The organism is Rhizobacter sp. P3_C12 (genome assembly GCF_056402735.1).
In genome coordinates this window covers 1-19,894 of record NZ_JBFUGW010000010.1, presented here as the reverse complement: position 1 = coordinate 19,894, position 19,894 = coordinate 1, and the positions used below count along the sequence as shown (strand labels likewise).

Here is a 19,894-nt window from a genome sequence, read left to right as displayed (position 1 = left end):
GCCGCTCCTGCAAAGCCCCGAACTGGCCCCTCTTCGAGGGGCTTTTTCACGCCTGCCCCGCTCGCGAACCGGCGGACACTGCAACCACAGACCCGTCCCCGGACCACCGCCCGCCATGCCACGCCACCTGATCACCGCGTTCCTGCTCTGCGCCGCCGCCCTCGCCGGCTGCGACATGCTGGGAGTCGACTCGGCCGAGAAGCTGGCCGCGGCCCGCGAGGCCGACGGCCGCGCGATCGGCGGCGCCTGCCGCCACGCCAACCGGGCCATCGAGGATTGCTACGCGCTCAACAAGAAGGCCGACAAGGCCTCGGTGTTCGCCGGCTGGCGCGACATGAACGACTACATGCGCGAGAACAAGATCGAGCCGGTGGTGCCGCAGCTGGCAGGCGGCGCCAAGTCGGGTGAATCCAGGGCCGAGCCCAAGGCCGACGTCCGCGCCGACGCGAAGCCCGAGGCCAAGCTCGCCCCCGAAGGCGATGCCCCAGCCGAAGCGGCCGAGAAGCGGCCGGCCAAGACGCCGGGCGCCAAGGCGACCCGCCACAACGACACCTGACAGCGGGATAACCCGCATGCGGTGACAATGCCCGCATGAGTTCCCCGCTGCGCGCCCTCGTCCGCCACCCCCAGTTCGCCACCGGCATGCGCGAGATGTCCGGCGTCAGCCTGGGCATCGCCGCCTGGGGCCTGGTGACCGGCGTCGCGATGGTGAAGGCGGGTCTCTCGATCCCGCTGTCGCTGCTGATGACCTTCACGGTGTTCGCCGGCAGCGCACAGCTGGCGGCCATCCCGCTGATGGGTGCCGGCTCGCCGACCTGGGTGATCTGGGCCACCGCGCTGTGCGTGAACCTGCGTTTCGTGATCTTCAGCGCCCACTGGCGGCCGTTCTTCATGCGCTTCCCGCGCGGCCAGCGGATGCTGCTCGGCTACCTGACCGCCGACCTGAACTACGTGCTCTTCATGAAGAAGTTCAAGGAACCGCGCGACGACGAAGGCCAGATCGAGTACTTCCTCGGCAGCAGCTTCATGAGCTGGCTGGCCTGGCAGGTGCCGTCGGTGCTCGGCATCGTGCTGGCCGACGTGGTGCCGACGCACTGGGGCCTCGGTTTCGCCGGCGTGCTGGCGCTGCTCGGGCTGGGCTACGCGCTGCTGTCCGACAAGGCGACCAGCTTCGCGGCGGTGGTGGCCGGCGCTGCCGCCGTCGCGGCCTTCGCGCTGCCGTACCGGCTGAACATGGTGGTCGCGATCGCCGCCGCGGTGTGCATCGGGCTGATGATCGACGGCGGCGGCGATGCCGGGCGGCGCGTGCTCGCGTCGCTGATGCGCACCAAGCCGCGCGACCGGGTGGCGTCATGAGGCGGGCCGAGCGCCGGGCCGCTCCCAAGCCGGCCCGCATCCCCTCGGGGGATCGCTCGATGAACTCATTGAGCGAGGGGTCGTCATGAGCGATTGGGAATCCTTCATCACGATCATCGGCCTGACCCTGATCACCGTGGTCACCCGCTGCTTCTTCCTGATTCCCGAACGCGAGCTGCGCCTGCCCGGCTGGGTGCAGCGCGGCCTGCGCTTCGCCCCGCTCGCGGCGCTGGCGGCCGTCGTCGTGCCCGAGGTCGTGATGAGCCAGGGCCAGCTGATCAGCACCTGGCAGGACGCGCGCATCTACGCCGTGGTGGCCGCCACCGCGTGGTTCTTCTGGCGCCGCGGCATCCTCGGCACCATCGTCGTCGGCATGGCCGTGCTGGTGCCGCTGAAACTGCTGCTGGGCTGGTAGACGCCGCCCGGCTGGTGTCCAATGGATCTCGGAACCGCTTCGTAACTTTTGCGCCTGCGGCATCCCTAGAATTCCCCCTCTAACTTTGGCCGCCCATGAACGTTCTCCGTTTTGAAGACCTTGCAGCCCAAGGCAAAGCTGCAGGCCAGCGCGTGTTCATCCGTGCCGACCTGAACGTGCCGCTGGACGACACCGGCCGCATCACCGAAGACACCCGGATCCGCGCCTCGGTGCCCTGCATCGAGCTGGCCCTGAAGGCCGGTGCCGCGGTGATGGTGACCTCGCACCTGGGCCGCCCGACCGAGGGCGAGTTCAAGCCCGCGGATTCGCTGGCGCCGGTCGCCAAGCGCCTCTCCGAGCTGCTCGGCCGCGAGGTGCCGGTGATCGCGAACTGGGTGGGCGGCAACAGCAGCGGCGTGCAGGTCGCGCCCGGCCAGGTGGTGCTGCTCGAGAACTGCCGCGTCAACAAGGGCGAGAAGAAGAACAGCGAAGAGCTCTCGCGCAAGATGGCCGCGCTGTGCGACATCTTCGTGCACGACGCCTTCGGCACCGCGCACCGCGCCGAGGCCTCGACCTACGGCATCGCGCAGTTCGCGAAGATCGCCTGCGCCGGCCCGCTGCTGGCCGCCGAGATCGACGCGATCACGAAGGCGCTGGCCAACCCGAAGCGCCCGCTGGTGGCGATCGTCGCCGGCAGCAAGGTCAGCACCAAGCTGACGATCCTGCAGTCGCTCGCGAAGAACGTCGACCAGCTGATCGTCGGCGGCGGCATCGCCAACACCTTCCTGCTGGCCGCCGGGCTGCCGATCGGCAAGTCGCTGGTCGAGGCCGACCTGGTCGGCGAGGCCAAGGCGGTGATCGAGGCCATGAAGGCGCGCGGCGCCGCGGTGCCGATCCCGACCGACGTCGTCACCGCGAAGGCCTTCGCGGCCGACGCGCCGGCCACCGTGAAGGCGGCCTCGGCCGTCGAAGCCGATGACCTGATCCTCGACATCGGCCCGGAAACGTCCGCCCGTCTCGCTGCCCAGCTGAAGGCCGCCGGCACCATCGTCTGGAACGGCCCGGTCGGCGTGTTCGAGTTCGATGCGTTCGCGCACGGCACCGAGACGCTGGCGCGCGCGATCGCCGCCTCCGATGCGTTCAGCATCGCCGGCGGCGGCGACACGCTGGCCGCGATCGCGAAGTACGGCATCGAGAAGGATGTCGGCTACATCTCGACCGGCGGCGGCGCCTTCCTCGAAGTGCTGGAAGGCAAGACGCTGCCAGCTTTCGAGATCCTGCAGCGCCGTGCCCAAGCCTGACCGTACCGGCCGCGCGCCGGCCCACCCCGTGCCGGCACCCCTGATTGCAGCACCCACAACGACAAGACCGGAGACCTCCACCATGCCCCGCGCCACCAAGATCGTCGCCACCCTCGGCCCCGCTTCCAGTTCGCCGGAGGTGCTGGCTCAGATGATCCGCGCCGGCGTCGACGTGGTGCGGCTGAACTTCTCGCACGGCAAGGCCCAGGACCACATCGACCGCGCCGCCCTCGTGCGCGAGGTCGCCCGCGCCGCCGGCAAGGAAGTGGCCATCATGGCCGACCTGCAGGGCCCGAAGATCCGCGTCGGCAAGTTCGAGGGCGGCAAGACGATGCTCGAGCCGGGCCAGAAGTTCGTGCTCGACGCCAGCAGCACCGCGCTCGGCACCAACGAGCTGGTGAGCCTCGACTACAAGGAGCTGCCGCGCGACGTGAAGCCCGGCGACACGCTGCTGCTGAACGACGGACTGCTGAAGCTGACGGTCGACGCGGTGCGCGGCGACCAGGTGCACACCACCGTCGTGATCGGCGGCGAGCTGTCGAACAACAAGGGCATCAACAAGGCCGGCGGCGGCCTGACCGCCCCGGCGCTGACCGCCAAGGACATGGAGGACATCAAGACCGCGATGAGCTTCCAGTGCGAGTACCTGGCGGTGAGCTTCCCGAAGAACGCGACCGACATGGAGATGGCGCGCCAGCTGGCCAACGTGGCCGGCGAGCCGTGGCGCCACAAGCCGGCGCTGATCGCGAAGATCGAGCGCACCGAGGCGATCCCGGCACTCGAGAGCATCCTGCGCGCGAGCGACGGCATCATGGTCGCGCGCGGCGACCTCGCGGTCGAGGTCGGCAACGCCGCGGTGCCGGCGCTGCAGAAACGCATGATCAAGATGGCGCGCGAGATGGACCGCGTGGTCATCACCGCGACGCAGATGATGGAATCGATGATCGTCAACCCGGTGCCCACGCGCGCCGAGGTGAGCGACGTGGCCAATGCGGTGCTCGACGGCACCGACGCGGTGATGCTGAGCGCCGAGACGGCGGCCGGCAAGTACCCGGTCGAGACGGTGGAGATGATGTCCACGATCTGCATCGAGGCCGAGCGCGCCGAGGAGATCTCGCTGGACGCCGGCTTCACGAACAAGAAGTTCGGCCGCATCGACCAGTCGATCGCGATGGGCGCGCTGTTCACCGCCTACCACCTGGGCTGCAAGGCGATCCTCGCGCTGACCGAATCGGGCTCGACGTCGCTGTGGATGAGCCGCCACAAGATCCACGTGCCGATCTACGGCCTGACCTCGCAGGTGGTCACGCAGCGCAAGATGATGCTGTACCGCAACGTGCGCCCGCTGCTGATGCCGAACTTCAGCGACCGCGACGAGGCGTTGAAGCGCGCCGAGATGCTGCTGATCGAGAAGGGCGTGCTGAAGCCGGGCGACACCTACGCGATCACCTGCGGCGAGCCGATGGGCTACCCGGGCGGCACCAACATGCTGAAGGTCTGCCGCGTCGGCTGAACGACCCCCGTTCGCCCTGAGCTTGTCGAAGGGTGGGGCTGAGCTTGTCGAAGCCGGCCACAATCACTGCATGACCCTAGTCCTCGCTGACATCCGTGCCGCCGCCGAGCGGCTGCACGGCCAGGTGCTCGACACCCCCTGCGTGCCTTCGCGGACCCTCTCGGCCATCGCCGGCTGCGAGGTGTTCCTGAAGTTCGAGAACCTGCAGTTCACYGCMTCCTTCAAGGARCGCGGCGCCCTCAACAAGATCGCCCAGCTGAGCGACATCGAGCGCGCGCGCGGCGTGCTCGCCGTCTCGGCCGGCAACCATGCGCAGGGCGTCGCGTACCACGCGCAGCGCCTGGGCATCCCCGCCACCATCGTGATGCCGCGCTTCGCGCCGGCGGTCAAGGTCGAGCGCACGCGCGGCTTCGGCGCCACCGTGGTGCTCGAAGGCGACACCTTCGACGATGCGCGCGCGCACGGCCTGCGCCTCGCACAGGAGCGCGGCCTGACGCTGGTGCACCCCTACGACGACCTCGACGTGGCCGCCGGCCAGGGCACGATCGCGCTCGAGATGCTGGCGCAGCAGCCGGCCCTCGACACGCTGGTGGTGGCGATCGGCGGCGGCGGCATGATCGGCGGCATCGCGAGCGCCGCCAAGGCGCTGAAGCCGGGCATCCAGGTGATCGGCGTGCAGACCGAGCGCTTCCCGGCCGTCTGGAACGTCGTGCACAACCAGCAGCGCGAGAGCGCGCAGGCGACGATCGCCGACGGCATCGGCGTCAAGGTACCCGGGGTGCTGACCGTGCCGCTGATCCAGCAGCATGTCGACGACGTGCTGCTGGTCGGCGAGGACGACATCGAGCAGGCGATCCTGATGCTGCTGGAGATCGAGAAGACGGTGGTCGAGGGCGCCGGCGCCGTCGGCCTCGCGGCGCTGATGAAGCACCGCGCGCGCTTCGCCGGGCGCAAGGTCGGGCTGATCCTCTCCGGCGGCAACATCGAGCCGCTGGTGCTGGGCGAGATCATCCAGCGCGGCATGGTGAAGTCGGGCCGGCTGGCGCGCCTGCGCATGGATGTGCGCGACGTGCCCGGTGCATTGGCCGACGTGGCGACGCTGCTCGGCAAGCTGGGCGCCAACATCGACGAGGTGCAGCACCAGCGGGCGTTCAGCTCGCTGTCGGTGGAGCGCGCGGAGATCGAGGTGGTGGTGCACACGCGCGGCGTGGCCCACATCGAGGAGATCCTGGCCGCGATGCGGGCGCAGGGTTACAGAGCGGAACGCATCGGGTAGCCCGGATGCCAATCCGGGTGGGTGGTGCCGACGCGATCCCGGATTGGCATCCGGGCTACGGGCGGATGCTGGCGACCATGGCCGCCACCGCGGGCAGCATGTTGATCGGCACCAGGTCCAGGCCTTGCTGCTCGTTCGCCAGCACGCGGAACAGTTCGTCCGCAAAGCTGTGCCCGACGCTCGTCACGCCGCTGAAATCGACCTCCGCGCGGCGGAACTGGTTCAGGCGTGCGCCGACGCGGCGCGCCTGCGCACGCGACTCCAGGCCCGACTGCGTCGTCGTCAGCAGCCGCAGCGGCACCACAGTGCGCTCGAAGTCGTAGCCGGCGCCGTCGGCGCTGTGCGCCTGCAGCACCTGCTCCAGCGTGCGCGTGCTGTCCAGCGCGAACGCCACGTAGATGGACGTGCCCTGGTGCTTCAGCGGCTTGCCTTCGCGCCAGCGGCCGGCCTCCCAGCCGCGGTGCTGGAACGCCGATTCGTTGGCATGCAGGTCGAACACGTCGGCCAGCTTCGAGGTGAAGAACAGCCCGCGGCCGCAATGGCGGTCCGGCGCGCTGGTCAGCTTGCCCTTGCTGAGCTCGAGCATCGCGAGATGCGGCTCGTCGAGCGCGAAGGATTCGTTGATCTTGTCGAACAGGCCGCGGCCGTCGTCCGACACCAGCAGCTGCGCATGGCTGCCGGTCTGACGCATCGACACCGTGACGCTCTGCCCGGCGCTGTGGTCGATCGCGTTGTTCAGCAGTTCGGTGAAGGCGTGGTGCACCATGCGGCGCACGGCATCCGGCAGCGTGAAGAACGGCGAGAAGTCGCGCGACCACGGCAGGTCCTCGCCGAGGCCGTGCAGCGGGTAGCGCTGCACCACCTGGCGCATCGTGCCCGGCCGGTACAGCGGCCGCGAGGCGCTGCCCTCGCGCACCAGCCACGCCATCTCGGCCAGCCGGCGCAGCGCCTTGTTGGCGGTGGCGCGCGAGACGCCGGTGCGCTCGGCCACCTGCGCCGCGAGATCCTGCGGTTGTTGATGGGCCGCCGCGGTGATCCACAGCGTGAGTGCATTCAGGTCGAGTCGGGCCATGACGGGTTTCCCTCCAGCGGGACGGTCGGATGTTGCAATCAGTGTCCCGCGCCCGCCGCACGACTTGAGCGGGAAAAGCGGCTGGAAGACCGGCCATTTCCGGTGCATGCTGGGGGCCGGCCCGCCGCCCCCCCGCGCTCGGGGGAGGCCATCGCCGGCACGGGGTTTTCCCGTGGAGGGGCTCAGTACAATGCCGCGAGTTACAGCGCGGTTTCATGCCGGCTGAAGGGTTTCTTCACTTCCAGGGACATCGCCATGCCACTCGTTTCGATGCGTCAGCTGCTGGACCATGCCGCCGAGAACGGCTACGGAATTCCGGCCTTCAACGTCAACAACCTCGAGCAGGTGCAGGCCGTGATGAGCGCCGCCGACGAGGTCGGCGCCCCGGTCATCCTGCAGGCCAGCGCCGGCGCCCGCAAATATGCCGGCGAGCCGTTCATCAAGCACCTGATCCTCGCCGCGGTCGAAAGTTACCCCCGGGTTCCGTTGGTGATGCACCAGGACCACGGCCAGAACCCGGATGTCTGCCAGGGCGCCATCAACCTGGGCTTCAGCTCGGTGATGATGGACGGCTCGCTGCAGGCCGACGGCAAGACCATCGCCAGCTACGACTACAACGTCGACGTGACGCGCAAGGTGGTCGACATCGCGCACCGGGTCGGCGTCACGGTCGAAGGCGAACTGGGCGTGCTCGGCTCGCTCGAGACGATGAAGGGCGACAAGGAAGACGGCCACGGCACCGACGCGACGATGACGATGGACCAGCTGCTGACCGACCCGGAGCAGGCCGCCGACTTCGTCAAGCGCACGCAGCTCGACGCGCTGGCGATCGCGATCGGCACCAGCCACGGCGCCTACAAGTTCACCCGCAAGCCCACCGGCGACATCCTCGCGATCAGCCGCATCAAGGAAATCCACGCCCGCATCCCGAACACCCATCTGGTGATGCACGGCAGCTCGAGCGTGCCGCAGGAGCTGCTGGCCGCGATCCGCGAGTTCGGCGGCGACATGAAGGAAACCTATGGCGTGCCGGTCAGCGAGATCCAGGAAGCCATCAAGCACGGCGTGCGCAAGATCAACATCGACACCGACATCCGCCTGGCAATGACGGCGGCGATCCGCAAGTTCTTCGTGCAGAACCCGGAAAAGTTCGACCCGCGCGAGTACCTGAAGCCGGCGCGCGAGGCCGCCAAGGCGATCTGCAAGCAGCGCTACCTGGAGTTCGGCTGCGAAGGCCAGTCCGGCAAGATCAAGGCGCAGAGCCTGGCGCAGGTGGCGCAGCGGTATGCCAAGGGTGAGCTGGCGCAGATGGTGGTCTGAAACCCGCATCCTCACTGTTGATGAAGCCCGGCCATGCCGGGCTTCGTCGTTCGTGGCTCACTACAATCCGGCGCTGTCCTGCCCCTGCGCCGAAAGAGCCCATGAACGCCGTGCTGAACTCCACCCTCACCTCCCTGCCCCTGCTCGCGCGCGGCAAGGTCCGCGACAACTACGCGGTGGGCACGGACCGCATCCTGATGCTGGCGAGCGACCGGCTCAGCGCCTTCGACGTGATCATGGGCGAGCCGATCCCCGGCAAGGGCGAGCTGCTGACGCAGATGGCGCTGTTCTGGTTCGCCCACCTCGAGGGCATCATCCCGAACCACCTGACCGGCGACGACCCCGAGAGCGTCGTCACCGCCGCCGAGCGCGCACAGGTGCGCGGCCGCTCGATGCTCGTCAAGCGCCTGAAGCCACTGCCCGTCGAGGCCGTCGTGCGCGGCTACCTGGCCGGCAGCGGCTGGAGCGAGTACCAGCAGAGCCAGTCGGTGTGCGGCGTCGCGCTGCCGGCCGGGCTGAAGAACGCGAGCCCGCTGCCGGCACCGATCTTCACGCCTGCCACCAAGGCCGAGATGGGCGACCACGACGAGAACATCTCGTTCGACCGGATGGCGCAGATCGTCGGTGCCGAGCTGGCCACCCGCGTGCGCGACACCGCGATCCAGCTCTACACCCGCGCCGCCGCGATCGCCCTGAAGAAGGGCATCATCATCGCCGACACCAAGTTCGAGTTCGGGCTCGACAGCGACGGCACGCTGACGCTGATGGACGAGGTGCTGACGCCCGATTCGTCGCGCTTCTGGCCGGTCGAGGGCTACGACGCCGCCTTCCGCGAAGGCCGCAACCCGCCGAGCTACGACAAGCAGTTCGTGCGCGACTGGCTCGAGCAGGTCCGCATCGACGGCCAGCCCTGGCCGAAGCGCGCGCCGGCGCCATCCCTGCCGGCCGAGGTGGTCGAGAAGACCGCCGCCAAGTACCGCGAAGCCCTGCAACGCCTCACCTCCTGAGCGCCATGCAGTCCCGCCTGCTGAAGCAGCTCGACGCCGCCATCGATGCCGCCGGCAACCCGGTCAAGGCCGATTGCCTGCGCGCCGAACGCGCCTGTCTGATGGCGCGCCTCGGCCACTTCGACGACGCGCGCAAGGCGCTCACCGGCCTGCAGCAGCAGTACGCCGTGCAGCCGCACATGGCGCTGAGCGCGTGGATCAGCCTGGCCGAAGGGCTGATCGCGCACTACGGCAAGCTCGGCTCGGCCGAGGCGGTCGACAAGATCCACCGCGCCTACGCGATGAGCGGCGCCGCGCGCGAACCGGCATTGCATGCGCTGTGCTGCGCCTGGCTGGCCCACCTCGACTACGTGCGGCACGACTTCGCGTCGATGGCGCGGCGCGTCGCCGAGACACTGCAGCTCGCCGATGCGAAGCACCATGCGGCGCAGTCGCGCATCAGCCTGGTGATCGCGCAGACCTACCACTTCGCCGGCCGCTACGAGCGGGCCCAGCCCTGGTACGCGCTGACCCGCCAGCACGCCACGTCCGAGGGCGACGAGACGACGCTCGCGGCGCTGCTCGCCAACATGGCCTGGCTGAACGCCAGCCAGGCGCGCCAGAACGTGCTGAGCGGCCCCGGCGAGGCGCAGGCCACGCGGCAGGCGATGCTCGGCGCCGAGTCGTCGCAGAACTTCGATGCGCTGGTCGGCACCGCGGCGCTCGACGCGCTGGCGCCGGTCATGCGGGCGCAGCTGCTGTCGCTGCAGGGCCGGCACGCCGACGCCTTGCCGCTGTACGAGCAGCACCTCGACCATGCGCTGACGCAGGGCGCGGCCCACATGGCGAACTGGCTGCGTGCCGACCAGGGCTGGTGCCGCATCCAGCTGAAGCAGCTCGACCTGGCGCGCGAAGACGCGCAGGCCGCCGAGGCCGCGAACCGCGCCGACTGCGACCTGGACGACCGCGCCGCCACGCACAGCCGGCTGGCGCAGGTCTACGCGGCGCTCGGGCAGCATGAGGCTGCCAGGAAGCACTCGCAGCAGGCCGAGGCGGCCTGGAAGGCCTTCGCCGACGAGCAGGCGGAAGTGGTGCGCCTGCTCGAGGCAGCGCTTGCGTAGCCCGGATGCCAATCCGGGGGCTGTGCGTCACGAATCCCGGATTGGCATCCGGGCTACGGATCAGAACAGCGCCATGCTGAGCTTGCGGCGGTACTGGTCGATCACCGGATCGGCCGGCGCGGCATTGACTTTGCCCGTGACCTCCAGCGCGCCCTTTGGTGCCGCCACCTCCTGCTTCGGCGCCGGCTTGCTCATCAGCTCGAGGATGGCCACGTAGGTCTTGCGCGCCAGTTCGCCGTTCCAGGCCTTGTCGCGCATCACGATCTCGAGCAGCTCGTCCATCGCCTGCGTGAAGCGCTGCGCGGCGAAGTGGGTCTGGGCGAGTTCGAAGCGGGCGTCGAAATCGCGCTTGTTCGCAGTGATCGCCGCGGCCAGCGGCTCGGGGCCGCGCGCCGACGCGGCCTTCTCGCAGGCCGCCAGCCAGTGGCCGGCCGCGGCCAGCCGCGCGTCCAGCATCACCTTGCTCGCGACCGGGTCGAACGCGCGGCGCGCGTCGTCGACACGGCCGGCCGTCAGCAGCGCGCGCAGGTAGTCGTAGCGGGCCACGTCGTTGCCCGGGTCGATCGCCACCGCCTCCTGCAGGCGCTCCAGTGCGCTGTCGGCATCGCCCTCGGCCAGCAGCTCCTCGGCCGCGGCCAGGTCTTCGCCGGCCGCCGCTTCCTCGGCGCTCGGCACGTGCCGGTCGAGGAACTCGCGCACCTGCGCCTCGGGCAGCGCGCCGACGAAGCCGTCGACCGGCTGGCCGCCCTTGAACAGCACGCAGAACGGGATGCTGCGCACGCCGAACATCTGCGACAGCTGGGCGGAGATCTCGGGCTGCTCGTCGGCATTCAGCTTGGCCAGCTTGAAGCGGCCGGCGTAGGCGACCTCGATCTTCTCGAGCACCGGCGTCAGCGCCTTGCAGGGGCCGCACCAGGGGGCCCAGATGTCCAGCAGCACCGGCTGCTCGACCGAGGCGTTGATCAGGTCGGCTTCGAAGTTCTGAATCGTGATGTCCATCGTGTTCCGGCAATGGCAGGCGATGCTGCAGTGAGGTCGATCAGTCAGATGGGCCGCGCCGCCTACAATTCAAGGTTGTTCAGCCCTTGGAGCGAGCCGTGAGCAGCGCCCCCGTGGTTGGCGTGGTGATGGGTTCCAGCAGCGACTGGGAGACCCTGCGCCTCGCGACCGAGATTCTCGCCGAGTTCGGCGTGCCCTACGAGGCGCGCGTGGTCTCTGCCCACCGCATGCCCGACGACATGTTCGCCTACGCCGAAACGGCCGCGCCGCGCGGCCTGCGCGCGATCATCGCCGGCGCCGGCGGCGCCGCCCACCTGCCCGGCATGCTGGCCGCCAAGACCACCGTGCCGGTGCTGGGCGTGCCGGTCGCGAGCCGTCACCTGCAGGGCGTCGATTCGCTGCATTCCATCGTGCAGATGCCCAAGGGCATCCCGGTCGCGACCTTCGCGATCGGCGCGGCCGGCGCGGCCAATGCCGCGTTGTTCGCCGTCGCGATGCTGGCCTGCGAGCAGCCCGCGCTGCGCGCCCAGCTCGAGGCGTACCGCGCCCGCCAGACCGAGGTGGCCCGGGCGATGTCCTCCGAACTCAAATGACGCAGCGCTTCATCCCCCCCGGCCAGACCCTGGGCGTGATGGGCGGCGGCCAGCTCGGCCGCATGTTCGTGCATGCCGCGCAGCAGATGGGCTACGCCACCGCGGTGCTCGACCCCGACGCCGCCAGCCCGGCCGGCCTGGTCGCGCACCACCATGTGCGTGCCGACTACCTCGATTCGACCGGGCTCACGCAGCTGGCGGCCGTCAGCGCGGCCATCACCACCGAGTTCGAGAACGTGCCGGCCGCCGCGCTGCGCACGCTGGCCGCGATGCGGCCGGTCGCGCCGGCGGGCGATGCGGTCGCGGTCTGCCAGGACCGGGCGGCCGAGAAGGCGCACTTCGGCCGCTGCGGCGTGCCGTGCGCGCCGTTCGCGCTGATCGAGACGCGCCCCCAGCTCGACGCCGTCGACGCCGCGCTGCTGCCCGGCATCCTGAAGACCGCCCGCCTCGGCTACGACGGCAAGGGCCAGGTGCGGGTGGCCGACCGCGCCGCGCTCGCCGCCGCGTGGGACGCGCTGAAGCAGGTGCCCTGCGTGCTCGAGCAGATGCTGCCGCTGGCCTATGAGGTGAGCGTGATCGTCGCGCGCGGCGCCGACGGCGCGAGCGTGCATTTCCCGCTGCAGCAGAACCTGCACCGCGACGGCATCCTCGCGGTGACGCGCGTGCCCTCGCCCGACGTGACGCCCGACGTGCAGCAGCAGGCGATCGCGCATGCCGGGCGCATCGCCGCGACGCTCGGCTACGTCGGCGTGCTGTGCGTCGAGTTCTTCGTGCTGAAGGACGGCCGGCTGGTCGCCAACGAGATGGCGCCGCGCCCGCACAACTCCGGCCACTACACGCTCGACGCCTGCGACCAGTCGCAGTTCGACCTGCAGGTGCGCACGCTGGCCGGCGCGCCGCTGGCCGCGCCGCGGCTGCACTCGCCGGCGGTGATGCTGAACCTGCTGGGGGACCTGTGGTTCCGCGACGGCAGCGCCAACGAGATCGAGCCCGACTGGGCCGCGGTGCTGGCGCTGCCAGGCGTGCACCTGCACCTCTACGGCAAGGCCAGCGCCCGCCCGGGCCGCAAGATGGGCCACCTGACGGTCACCGCCGCGACGGCCGAGCTCGCCCACGCGGTCGCGCTGCAGGCGGCCGAGCACCTGGGCCTCGCGGCCTGGTGAGCGGCTGAGACGAGGACCTGCCGTGCTGCTCGACGCCCGCGATCCCGCCGCTGCCGCGGCCACCCAGGCCATCCACCAGGCCGGCCGTGCGCTGGCCGATGGCGAGCTGGTCGGCATGCCGACCGAGACGGTCTACGGCCTGGCCGCCCGCGCCGATGACGACGCGGCCGTCGCGAAGATCTTCGCCGCCAAGGGCCGGCCGGCCGACCACCCGCTGATCGTCCATGTGCCCGACGTCGGCTCGGCGCAGGTGTTCGCCGCCGACTGGCCGGCCGTCGCACAGCAGCTCGCGGCCCGCTTCTGGCCCGGCCCGCTGACGCTGATCGTGCCGCGCATGCCCGGCGTGGCCGGCGCGTCGGCCGGCGGCCAGGACAGCATCGGCCTGCGCTGCCCCTCGCACCCGGTCGCGCAGGCGCTGCTGCGCGAAGCCAAGGCGCTGGGCGTGCCGGGTGTCGCAGCGCCCAGCGCGAACCGCTTCGGCCGCATCAGCCCGACGCGCGCTGCGCACGTGGTCGAGGAGTTCGGCGACACGCTGCTGGTGCTCGACGGCGGCGACTGCGAGGTCGGCATCGAATCGAGCATCGTCGACTGCTCGCGCGGCCGCCCGGTGCTGCTGCGCCCCGGCGTGCTGACGCGCCGGCAGCTGGAGACCGCCGCCGGCCAGCCGCTGGCCGACCGCGACGACGCCGCGCCGCGCGCCTCCGGCACGCTGGAGGCCCACTACGCCCCGCGCGCCAAGCTGCGCCTGATGGCCGGGCCGATGCTGAATACCGCGTTGCAGATGCTCGAAGGCTCGACATTGAAGCTGGCGGTATATTCGCGAACCGTGCCCGCCAAGGCGGTGCGCGGGCTGCGCCACCGCGTGATGCCGTCGCAGGCATCGCAGGCGGCCCACGAACTTTTTTCCGCGCTGCGCGAACTCGATGCCGAGGGCGTGCATCTGATCTGGGTGGAAGAGCCGCCCGCCGATCCCGAATGGGACGGTGTGCGCGACCGCCTGCAACGGGCTGCCGCCGCCTGACTTCCTCCCCTCACCGTTTTCCCCTCTGGAGTGTTCATGATTTTCAAGGCTGATCCGAAGCAAAAGAGCTGGGTGCGCCTCGGTGCGGCCGTGCTGGCGGCCACGCAGCTCGCATCGTGCGGTGGCGGCACGCAGGTCGAGCGCTTCGTGCCGCGGCGGCTGGTCTCGTTCGGCGACGAAGCCAGCGTGATGTCGAGCACCAGTGCCAAGTACAGCATCAACGCGGTGATCTTCGACACCACCACCACCCCGGCCACGCCAACCACCGCGCTGGACTGCGCCACCAACCCGATCTGGATCCAGATGGTGGCCGGCACCTTCGGGTTGATCTTCGCGGAGTGCAACCCGAACAGCGCGGCGGTCACGGCGCAGACGCTGGCGGCGGTGGGTGCCGGCGTCAACGACGTGGCCTCGCAGATCACGCAGTTCACCTCCGGCGACTCGCTGTCGAACAAGGACCTGGTCACGGTGATGGCCGGCGCCAACGACATCGTCGCGCTGTACCAGCAGTTCCCCGGCCAGGACGCGGGCAGCCTGCAGGCGGCCGCCGCCGCGGCCGGCGATGCACTGGGCGGGCAGATCATCCGGCTGGCCGACCTCGGCGCGAAGGTGGTCGTCGCGACCGCCGCCGACCAGGGCCTGACGCCGTATGCGGTCGCCGAGGACCTGGCGAACCCGGGGCGCGCGGCCTTCCTGTCGGCCTTGAGCTTCCAGTTCAATGCCGCGCTGCGGCTGAAGCTCCAGGACGTGAAGGACGGCGGCAAGTCGGTCGGCCTGGTGGTGTTCGACGAGCGCCTGCAGGACATGGTGCGCAACTACCCCAACTACGGGCTGGTGAACAACAACGCGGCGGCCTGCCTGAGCACCGCCGTGCTGCCGAACTGCACCATCTCGACGCTGAAGAAGGTGCCGGAATCGGGCGTCCTCGATGCGACCGCCGGCACGTGGCTGTGGGCCGACAACCTGCGCTTCGGCCCCGTCGCCCACAGCCAGCTCGGCTCGATGGCTTCCAGCCGCGCCGTCAACAACCCGTTCTAGACGGCTGATTCCCGGCTCGCCAGCCACGCTTCTTTACACGGCGAGCGGGTTTCTCCGACGAGGCATCGCAACGGTGCCTCTTTATAGTCGGCCGCAACCATTCATCACGAACGGTGGGGGCCGCCGTGCGCCCGCCGACCAACCAAGGGGATTGCATGAAGAACTTCCGTTCCTGGGGTGCGGTGACGCTCGCGTCGCTGCTGCTCGCCGCGTGTGGCGGCGGGGGTGACGGCGACCAGTCGCCGCGCGTGCAGTACAGCGCGACGGTGTCGTTCGGTGACAGCCTGAGCGATGTCGGGACGTACGCCACGGCCGCGCTGGTCGCGACCACCCACGGCGGCAAGTACACCGTGAACAGCAGCGCCGCGAAGAACTGGACCGAGCTGCTGGCCGTGCAGGCCGGCACCGGTGCCCCATGCGCGGCGCAGACCGGGCTGGAATCGTCGGGGCCGCTGGCCGGCTTCGCACAGGCCGCCGCGCCCCACGCCGGCTGCTATGGCTACGCCCAGGGCGGGGCGCGGGTGACCAACCCGGTCGGCCCCGGCAACAAGGCCCTCATTGCCGCCGGCGACACCAGCGGCTACGTCGGCCAGCTCACCGTGCCGGTCGTCACGCAGATCAACAACCACCTGACCGCCGTCGGCGGCAGCTTCAGCGGCACCGAGCTGGTCACCGTGATGGCCGGCGGCAACGACGTGTTCATCAACCTGGCGGCCGTGAGCGCGGCCCAGGCCACGCCGACGCAGGCCGTCACGGCCATGGCCACGGCCGGCGGCGAGCTGGCGGCCTACATCAAGACGCTGATCCTCGCCAAGGGGGCGACGCACGTCGTCGTCGTGAACCTGCCCGACGTCAGCCAGACGCCACTCGGCTATTCGCAGAGTGCCGACGCGCAGACGCTGATCAACACGATGGTGACGCAGTTCAACGCCCAGCTGCACGCCGGCCTGGCCGGCACCACGGGCGTGCTCGAGGTCGACGCCTACACGCAGGGCCGCGACCAGGTCGCCCATCCTGAGATGTACGGCCTGACCAACGTGACGGCACCGGCCTGCGACCTGACCAGCGCGAACACCGCCAACACGGTCCAGATGCCCTTCGCCAGTTCGCTGGTGTGCTCGACCGACACGCTGATCGCCGGCGACACCTCGCGCTACGAGTTCGCCGACACGGTGCACCCGACGCCGTTCGCCTACCAGTTGCTCGCGCGGTTCGTCGCCAAGCGCATGGTCGAAAGCGGCTGGCTCTGAGCCCGCGCCCATCGATCAGCCCACYAAAGGACATTCCCATGACCCATGGCATCAAGACCCTTGCGATCGCGGCGCTGGCATTGCTCGGCAGCACCGCGGCGCTCGCGCAATCGGCCGGCACCTGGATGGTGAAGGCCGGCGCCAACCAGATCGCGCCGCAGGTGAAGAGCGACGACCTGAGCGCCTCCAGCCTGCCCAACAGCAAGGTCGACGTGAAGAGCGACACGCAGGCGATCTTCACGCTCGGCTACATGCTGACCGACAACGTCTCGCTGGAGTTCTTCGCCGGCCTGCCCTACAAGCACGACGTGGTGGGCGACGGCGCGCTGTCGGGCGTCGGCAAGCTGGGCACGGTCAAGCAGGTGTCGCCGACGCTGTTCGCGCAGTACCGCTTCCTGGAGGCGAGCTCGCCCTTTCGCCCCTACGTCGGCGCCGGCCTGACCTACGCGCACTTCTACGGCGCGGAAGGCTCGGGCGCGCTGACCGCGCTGACCAACCCGGGCGGCCCGCCGACCTCGATGTCGACGGATTCGGCCTTCGGGCCGTCGTTCCAGCTCGGCCTGAGCTACCAGTTCGACGCGCACTGGTTCGTCGACGGCTCGGTCATCAAGACCTACCTGAAGACGACCACCAAGCTGTCGACCGGGCAGTCGATCGACACGAAGCTGGACCCGATCTCGACCAACCTCTCGGTGGGCTACCGGTTCTGAGCGGCGTCAGTTCACCGTGTCGTTGATGACCCACTGGGTCATCGCGTCGAGGGCCGGGCGGGCGGCGTTGGCGTTGGGGTGGTTGATGATGGCCACCACGATGTAGCGCCGGCCGCTGTTGCCCAGCACGAAGCCGGCGATGCCGGCCACGTCCTTCAGCGACCCGGTCTTCAGGTGCCCGCGGCCGAGCGTCGCGCGCGAGCGCTTCAGCGTGCCGTCGAGGCCGCTGACCGGCAGCGAGCTCATCAGCTCCGGCATCACCGGCCCCATCCAGTCGGCCTGCAGCACGCGGGCGAGCAGCTGCGCGGTGATGCGCGAATCGCGCGACAGCCCCGAACCGTTGTCGATCGCGACCGACGGCGCCGCCTCCGGCCAGCGCTCGGCCAGCCACTGGCGCAGCACCTCGCGCGCGAGCTCCGGCGAGCCGAGGCCGCGCTGCGTCAGGCCGAGCGTCAGGAACAGCTGCTGCGCCATCACGTTGTTGCTGAACTTGTTGATGTCGCGGACCACCTCGGCCAGCGGCGGCGACACCAGCTCGAAGCTCGGCGGCGTGGACGGCGCGAGGCCATCGCGCACGCGGCCGCTCAGTTTGCCGCCCATCTCGTGCCACAGGCCGCGCAGCAGGCGCTCGCTGTAGCGCTGCGGCTCGGGCCAGGCGATCGACCACGACTTCTCGCCACACAGCTTGCGGAAGCCGCCGGCCACCTTCAGCTTCGCCGGGTCGGCGACATCGAGCAGCAGCGGCGCACGCCAGTCGTCGCAGGGGCCGGCGATCAGCGGCACGCCGTCGTCGACCTGCAGGCCCGCCAGCGGCACGTCTGCGGTGATGCGGGCGACGCCGGCCACCGCGTCGGGCGCGAAGGTCAGCGTCAGCGACTTGTAGTTCAGCATCAGCGCATCGGGCTGCACGTTGTACGGGCGCAGCGGATCGCCGTCGAAATCGGCCGGGTTCTGCAGCGCCGGGCGGAACGCGCTGCGGTCGAGCACGATGTCGCCGCGGATCTCGTGCACGCCGAGCTGCTGCACGCGGCGCAGCATCATCCACAGCCGCTCGGGCACGAGCTTGGGGTCGCCGGTGCCGCGGATCACGAGGTCGCCGTCGAGCACGCCGTTCGGGCCCGGCCTGCGCACCGTGCCCTGCAGCCAGACCGGCGTCGACCACGTCCACGCCGGGCCCAGCAACTCGAGCGCGGCCGAGGTGGTCAGCAGCTTCATCAGCGACGCCGGGTTGACCGGCTGGCGCGATTGCCAGTCGAGCCGCGGCGCGCTCGCGCCGACCTCCTGCACCCAGGCGACCATCGCCTCGCGCGGCACCTTGGCGGCGTCGAGCGCCACCTCGGCCTCGACCGGCAGCGGTGCCGCCAGCGCGGGCATCGCGGCCCACAGCCCGACGGCGCCCAGCAGGATGCGTCTCCCTACATTCCCCATCTCCTGATGATCTCACGCACCCCGGGCTTTAGACTGTCGCCATGGGCACGCTGCTGGCTTTCGACACCTCCACCGACGCGATGGCAATCGCGCTGGTCGCGCCCGGGCGGCAGGCCGCGCACGACGGCGCCGGCGGCGCGCAGGCCTCGGCCGCGCTGATCCCCGAGCTGATGGCCTTGCTGGCCGCGCACGGCCTGGCGCTGGCCGATGTCGACGCGATCGCCTTCGGCTGCGGCCCCGGCGCCTTCACCGGGCTGCGCACCGCGTGCTCGGTGGCCCAGGGGCTGGCGTACGGCGCGGCCAAGCCGGTGATCCCGGTCGACAGCCTGATGCTGGTGGCCGACGATGCGCGCGCGCAGACCGATGCGGCCGAGGTCTGCGTCGCGATGGATGCGCGCATGGACGAGATCTACGCCGGCCGCTACCGCTGGAGCGACGGGCACTGGGCGGTGACCGCGGCGCCCGCGCTGTTGCGCATCGAGGCGTTCAATGCGCTGCTGCAGGAACAGCCCATCGACGTGATCGCCGGCTCGGCGCTCGATGCCTTCGGCGAGCGGCTGGTGATCGCGCCGTCGGTGCGCCGCGTGCCGCAGGCGCGCTCGCGGGCCGAGGCGCTGGCGCGCGTCGCCACGCAGCTGTGGGCGCAGGGCATCCGTGTAGCTGCCGCGCACGCGCTGCCGGTCTACCTGCGCGACAAGGTGGCGCAGACGACTGCCGAGCGCGCGCACGACAAGGCGATGAAAGCGAAGGCGTTGGCATGAGCGCGGTACTGAGGGACAAGCGCCTGCTGCTGCCGCTGGGCGTCACGCAGCTCGATGCGGTGCTCGAGATCGAGCGCCAGGCCTATGAATTCCCGTGGACCCACGGCAACTTCATCGACTCGCTGGCCGCCGGCTACGTGGCCCGCGTGATCTACGGCGAGCGCGGCGAGATGCTGGGCTACTTCATCGCGATGCCCGGCGTGGACGAGATGCACCTGCTGAACCTGACCGTCGCGCCGGCCTTCCAGCGCCAGGGCCACGCGCGCTTCCTGCTCGACGAGCTGGTCGCCGTGTGCCGCGAGCGCCGCGCCGGCCAGCTGTGGCTGGAGGTGCGGCAGAGCAACGAGCGCGCCCGCGCGCTGTACCTGCGCTACGGCTTCCAGTCGATCGGCATGCGCCGCGGCTACTACCCGGCGTCGCGCGCCACGCACCCGAGCGGGCGCGAGGATGCGGCGGTGATGAGCCTGCAGGTGGAGGGTGCCGATGCGCYGGAGTGAACGCCAGGTCGCGATGCTGCAGGAGATGGGCATCCGCGTGTGGGATGCGCCGGCGCAGGGCGACGAGGTGGCGG

At 70.4% G+C, this 19,894-nt stretch carries 20 protein-coding genes; 17 read left to right on the top strand and 3 right to left on the bottom strand.

Features of this window, described 5'->3' with window-relative positions; all coding sequences use genetic code 11:
* The first annotated feature begins 115 nt into the window (after positions 1 to 115).
* From AC1DXV_RS03505 to AC1DXV_RS03480, 6 genes are all read left to right on the top strand, one after another.
* A complete protein-coding gene (locus tag AC1DXV_RS03505) occupies positions 116 to 556 on the top strand; it encodes a hypothetical protein (RefSeq protein WP_477864947.1) in 441 nt (146 codons plus the stop codon).
* Positions 557 to 591: 35 nt separating this feature from the next.
* Complete coding sequence (locus AC1DXV_RS03500; RefSeq protein ID WP_477932506.1) at positions 592 to 1,356, top strand: AzlC family ABC transporter permease; 765 nt, start codon at positions 592 to 594, stop codon at positions 1,354 to 1,356.
* 85 nt (positions 1,357 to 1,441) lie between these two features.
* Positions 1,442 to 1,771 (top strand): AzlD domain-containing protein, encoded by a 330-nt coding sequence (locus tag AC1DXV_RS03495; RefSeq protein WP_477864949.1) that lies wholly within the window; start codon positions 1,442 to 1,444, stop codon positions 1,769 to 1,771.
* A gap of 95 nt (positions 1,772 to 1,866) precedes the next feature.
* Positions 1,867 to 3,072, top strand: a complete 1,206-nt coding sequence (locus AC1DXV_RS03490) for a phosphoglycerate kinase (RefSeq protein WP_477932504.1) — start codon at positions 1,867 to 1,869, stop codon at positions 3,070 to 3,072.
* A gap of 82 nt (positions 3,073 to 3,154) precedes the next feature.
* Complete coding sequence (pyk, locus tag AC1DXV_RS03485; protein WP_477864951.1) at positions 3,155 to 4,585, top strand: pyruvate kinase; 1,431 nt, start codon at positions 3,155 to 3,157, stop codon at positions 4,583 to 4,585.
* A 70-nt stretch (positions 4,586 to 4,655) separates the two neighbouring features.
* Positions 4,656 to 5,861: a threonine ammonia-lyase gene (locus AC1DXV_RS03480; RefSeq protein WP_477864952.1), complete on the top strand. Its 1,206-nt coding sequence runs from the start codon at positions 4,656 to 4,658 to the stop codon at positions 5,859 to 5,861.
* A 55-nt stretch (positions 5,862 to 5,916) separates the two neighbouring features.
* Here the strand turns inward: AC1DXV_RS03480 and AC1DXV_RS03475 are convergent, their stop codons facing one another.
* The gene (locus AC1DXV_RS03475) at positions 5,917 to 6,933 is read right to left on the bottom strand and encodes an ATP-binding protein (protein WP_477864953.1); all 1,017 of its coding nucleotides are present in this window, start codon (positions 6,931 to 6,933) and stop codon (positions 5,917 to 5,919) included.
* Positions 6,934 to 7,188: 255 nt separating this feature from the next.
* Here AC1DXV_RS03475 and fba point away from each other — a divergent pair, with 255 nt between their 5' ends.
* The 3 genes from fba (at position 7,189) to AC1DXV_RS03460 (ending at position 10,360) form a co-directional block, all read left to right on the top strand.
* Positions 7,189 to 8,253 (top strand): class II fructose-bisphosphate aldolase, encoded by a 1,065-nt coding sequence (gene fba / locus AC1DXV_RS03470; RefSeq protein ID WP_477864954.1) that lies wholly within the window; start codon positions 7,189 to 7,191, stop codon positions 8,251 to 8,253.
* 101 nt (positions 8,254 to 8,354) lie between these two features.
* Positions 8,355 to 9,260, top strand: a complete 906-nt coding sequence (locus AC1DXV_RS03465) for a phosphoribosylaminoimidazolesuccinocarboxamide synthase (protein WP_477932502.1) — start codon at positions 8,355 to 8,357, stop codon at positions 9,258 to 9,260.
* A gap of 5 nt (positions 9,261 to 9,265) precedes the next feature.
* Positions 9,266 to 10,360: a tetratricopeptide repeat protein gene (locus tag AC1DXV_RS03460; RefSeq protein WP_477932500.1), complete on the top strand. Its 1,095-nt coding sequence runs from the start codon at positions 9,266 to 9,268 to the stop codon at positions 10,358 to 10,360.
* 60 nt (positions 10,361 to 10,420) lie between these two features.
* On the opposite strand, the gene AC1DXV_RS03455 is transcribed toward AC1DXV_RS03460, so the two are convergent.
* Positions 10,421 to 11,359 carry a tetratricopeptide repeat protein gene (locus tag AC1DXV_RS03455; protein WP_477864957.1) on the bottom strand — a complete coding sequence of 313 codons (939 nt, stop codon included), beginning with the start codon at positions 11,357 to 11,359 and terminating at the stop codon, positions 10,421 to 10,423.
* A gap of 128 nt (positions 11,360 to 11,487) precedes the next feature.
* Between AC1DXV_RS03455 and purE the strand changes: the two genes are divergently transcribed.
* The 6 genes from purE to AC1DXV_RS03425 all read left to right on the top strand — a co-directional run bounded on the left by purE (position 11,488) and on the right by AC1DXV_RS03425 (position 17,134).
* A complete protein-coding gene (purE, locus tag AC1DXV_RS03450; protein WP_477864960.1) occupies positions 11,488 to 11,952 on the top strand; it encodes a 5-(carboxyamino)imidazole ribonucleotide mutase in 465 nt (154 codons plus the stop codon).
* Positions 11,949 to 13,115, top strand: coding sequence for a 5-(carboxyamino)imidazole ribonucleotide synthase (locus AC1DXV_RS03445; protein WP_477932498.1), 1,167 nt, complete (start codon positions 11,949 to 11,951; stop codon positions 13,113 to 13,115). Before purE ends, AC1DXV_RS03445 begins: the two co-directional genes overlap by 4 nt.
* 22 nt (positions 13,116 to 13,137) lie before the next feature.
* Positions 13,138 to 14,136, top strand: coding sequence for an L-threonylcarbamoyladenylate synthase (locus AC1DXV_RS03440; RefSeq protein ID WP_477932496.1), 999 nt, complete (start codon positions 13,138 to 13,140; stop codon positions 14,134 to 14,136).
* Positions 14,137 to 14,172: 36 nt separating this feature from the next.
* Complete coding sequence (locus tag AC1DXV_RS03435; RefSeq protein ID WP_477870880.1) at positions 14,173 to 15,174, top strand: SGNH/GDSL hydrolase family protein; 1,002 nt, start codon at positions 14,173 to 14,175, stop codon at positions 15,172 to 15,174.
* A 155-nt stretch (positions 15,175 to 15,329) separates the two neighbouring features.
* Positions 15,330 to 16,424 carry an SGNH/GDSL hydrolase family protein gene (locus tag AC1DXV_RS03430; protein WP_477870879.1) on the top strand — a complete coding sequence of 365 codons (1,095 nt, stop codon included), beginning with the start codon at positions 15,330 to 15,332 and terminating at the stop codon, positions 16,422 to 16,424.
* Positions 16,425 to 16,462: 38 nt separating this feature from the next.
* Positions 16,463 to 17,134 (top strand): OmpW/AlkL family protein, encoded by a 672-nt coding sequence (locus tag AC1DXV_RS03425; protein ID WP_477870878.1) that lies wholly within the window; start codon positions 16,463 to 16,465, stop codon positions 17,132 to 17,134.
* A gap of 6 nt (positions 17,135 to 17,140) precedes the next feature.
* On the opposite strand, the gene dacB is transcribed toward AC1DXV_RS03425, so the two are convergent.
* The gene (dacB, locus tag AC1DXV_RS03420) at positions 17,141 to 18,562 is read right to left on the bottom strand and encodes a D-alanyl-D-alanine carboxypeptidase/D-alanyl-D-alanine endopeptidase (RefSeq protein WP_477932494.1); all 1,422 of its coding nucleotides are present in this window, start codon (positions 18,560 to 18,562) and stop codon (positions 17,141 to 17,143) included.
* A gap of 41 nt (positions 18,563 to 18,603) precedes the next feature.
* Here dacB and tsaB point away from each other — a divergent pair, with 41 nt between their 5' ends.
* Positions 18,604 to 19,323, top strand: a complete 720-nt coding sequence (tsaB, locus tag AC1DXV_RS03415) for a tRNA (adenosine(37)-N6)-threonylcarbamoyltransferase complex dimerization subunit type 1 TsaB (RefSeq protein ID WP_477932492.1) — start codon at positions 18,604 to 18,606, stop codon at positions 19,321 to 19,323.
* The gene (gene rimI, locus AC1DXV_RS03410) at positions 19,320 to 19,820 is read left to right on the top strand and encodes a ribosomal protein S18-alanine N-acetyltransferase (protein WP_477932490.1); all 501 of its coding nucleotides are present in this window, start codon (positions 19,320 to 19,322) and stop codon (positions 19,818 to 19,820) included. The genes tsaB and rimI overlap by 4 nt, the downstream gene beginning before the upstream one ends.
* Positions 19,821 to 19,894: the final 74 nt, after the last annotated feature.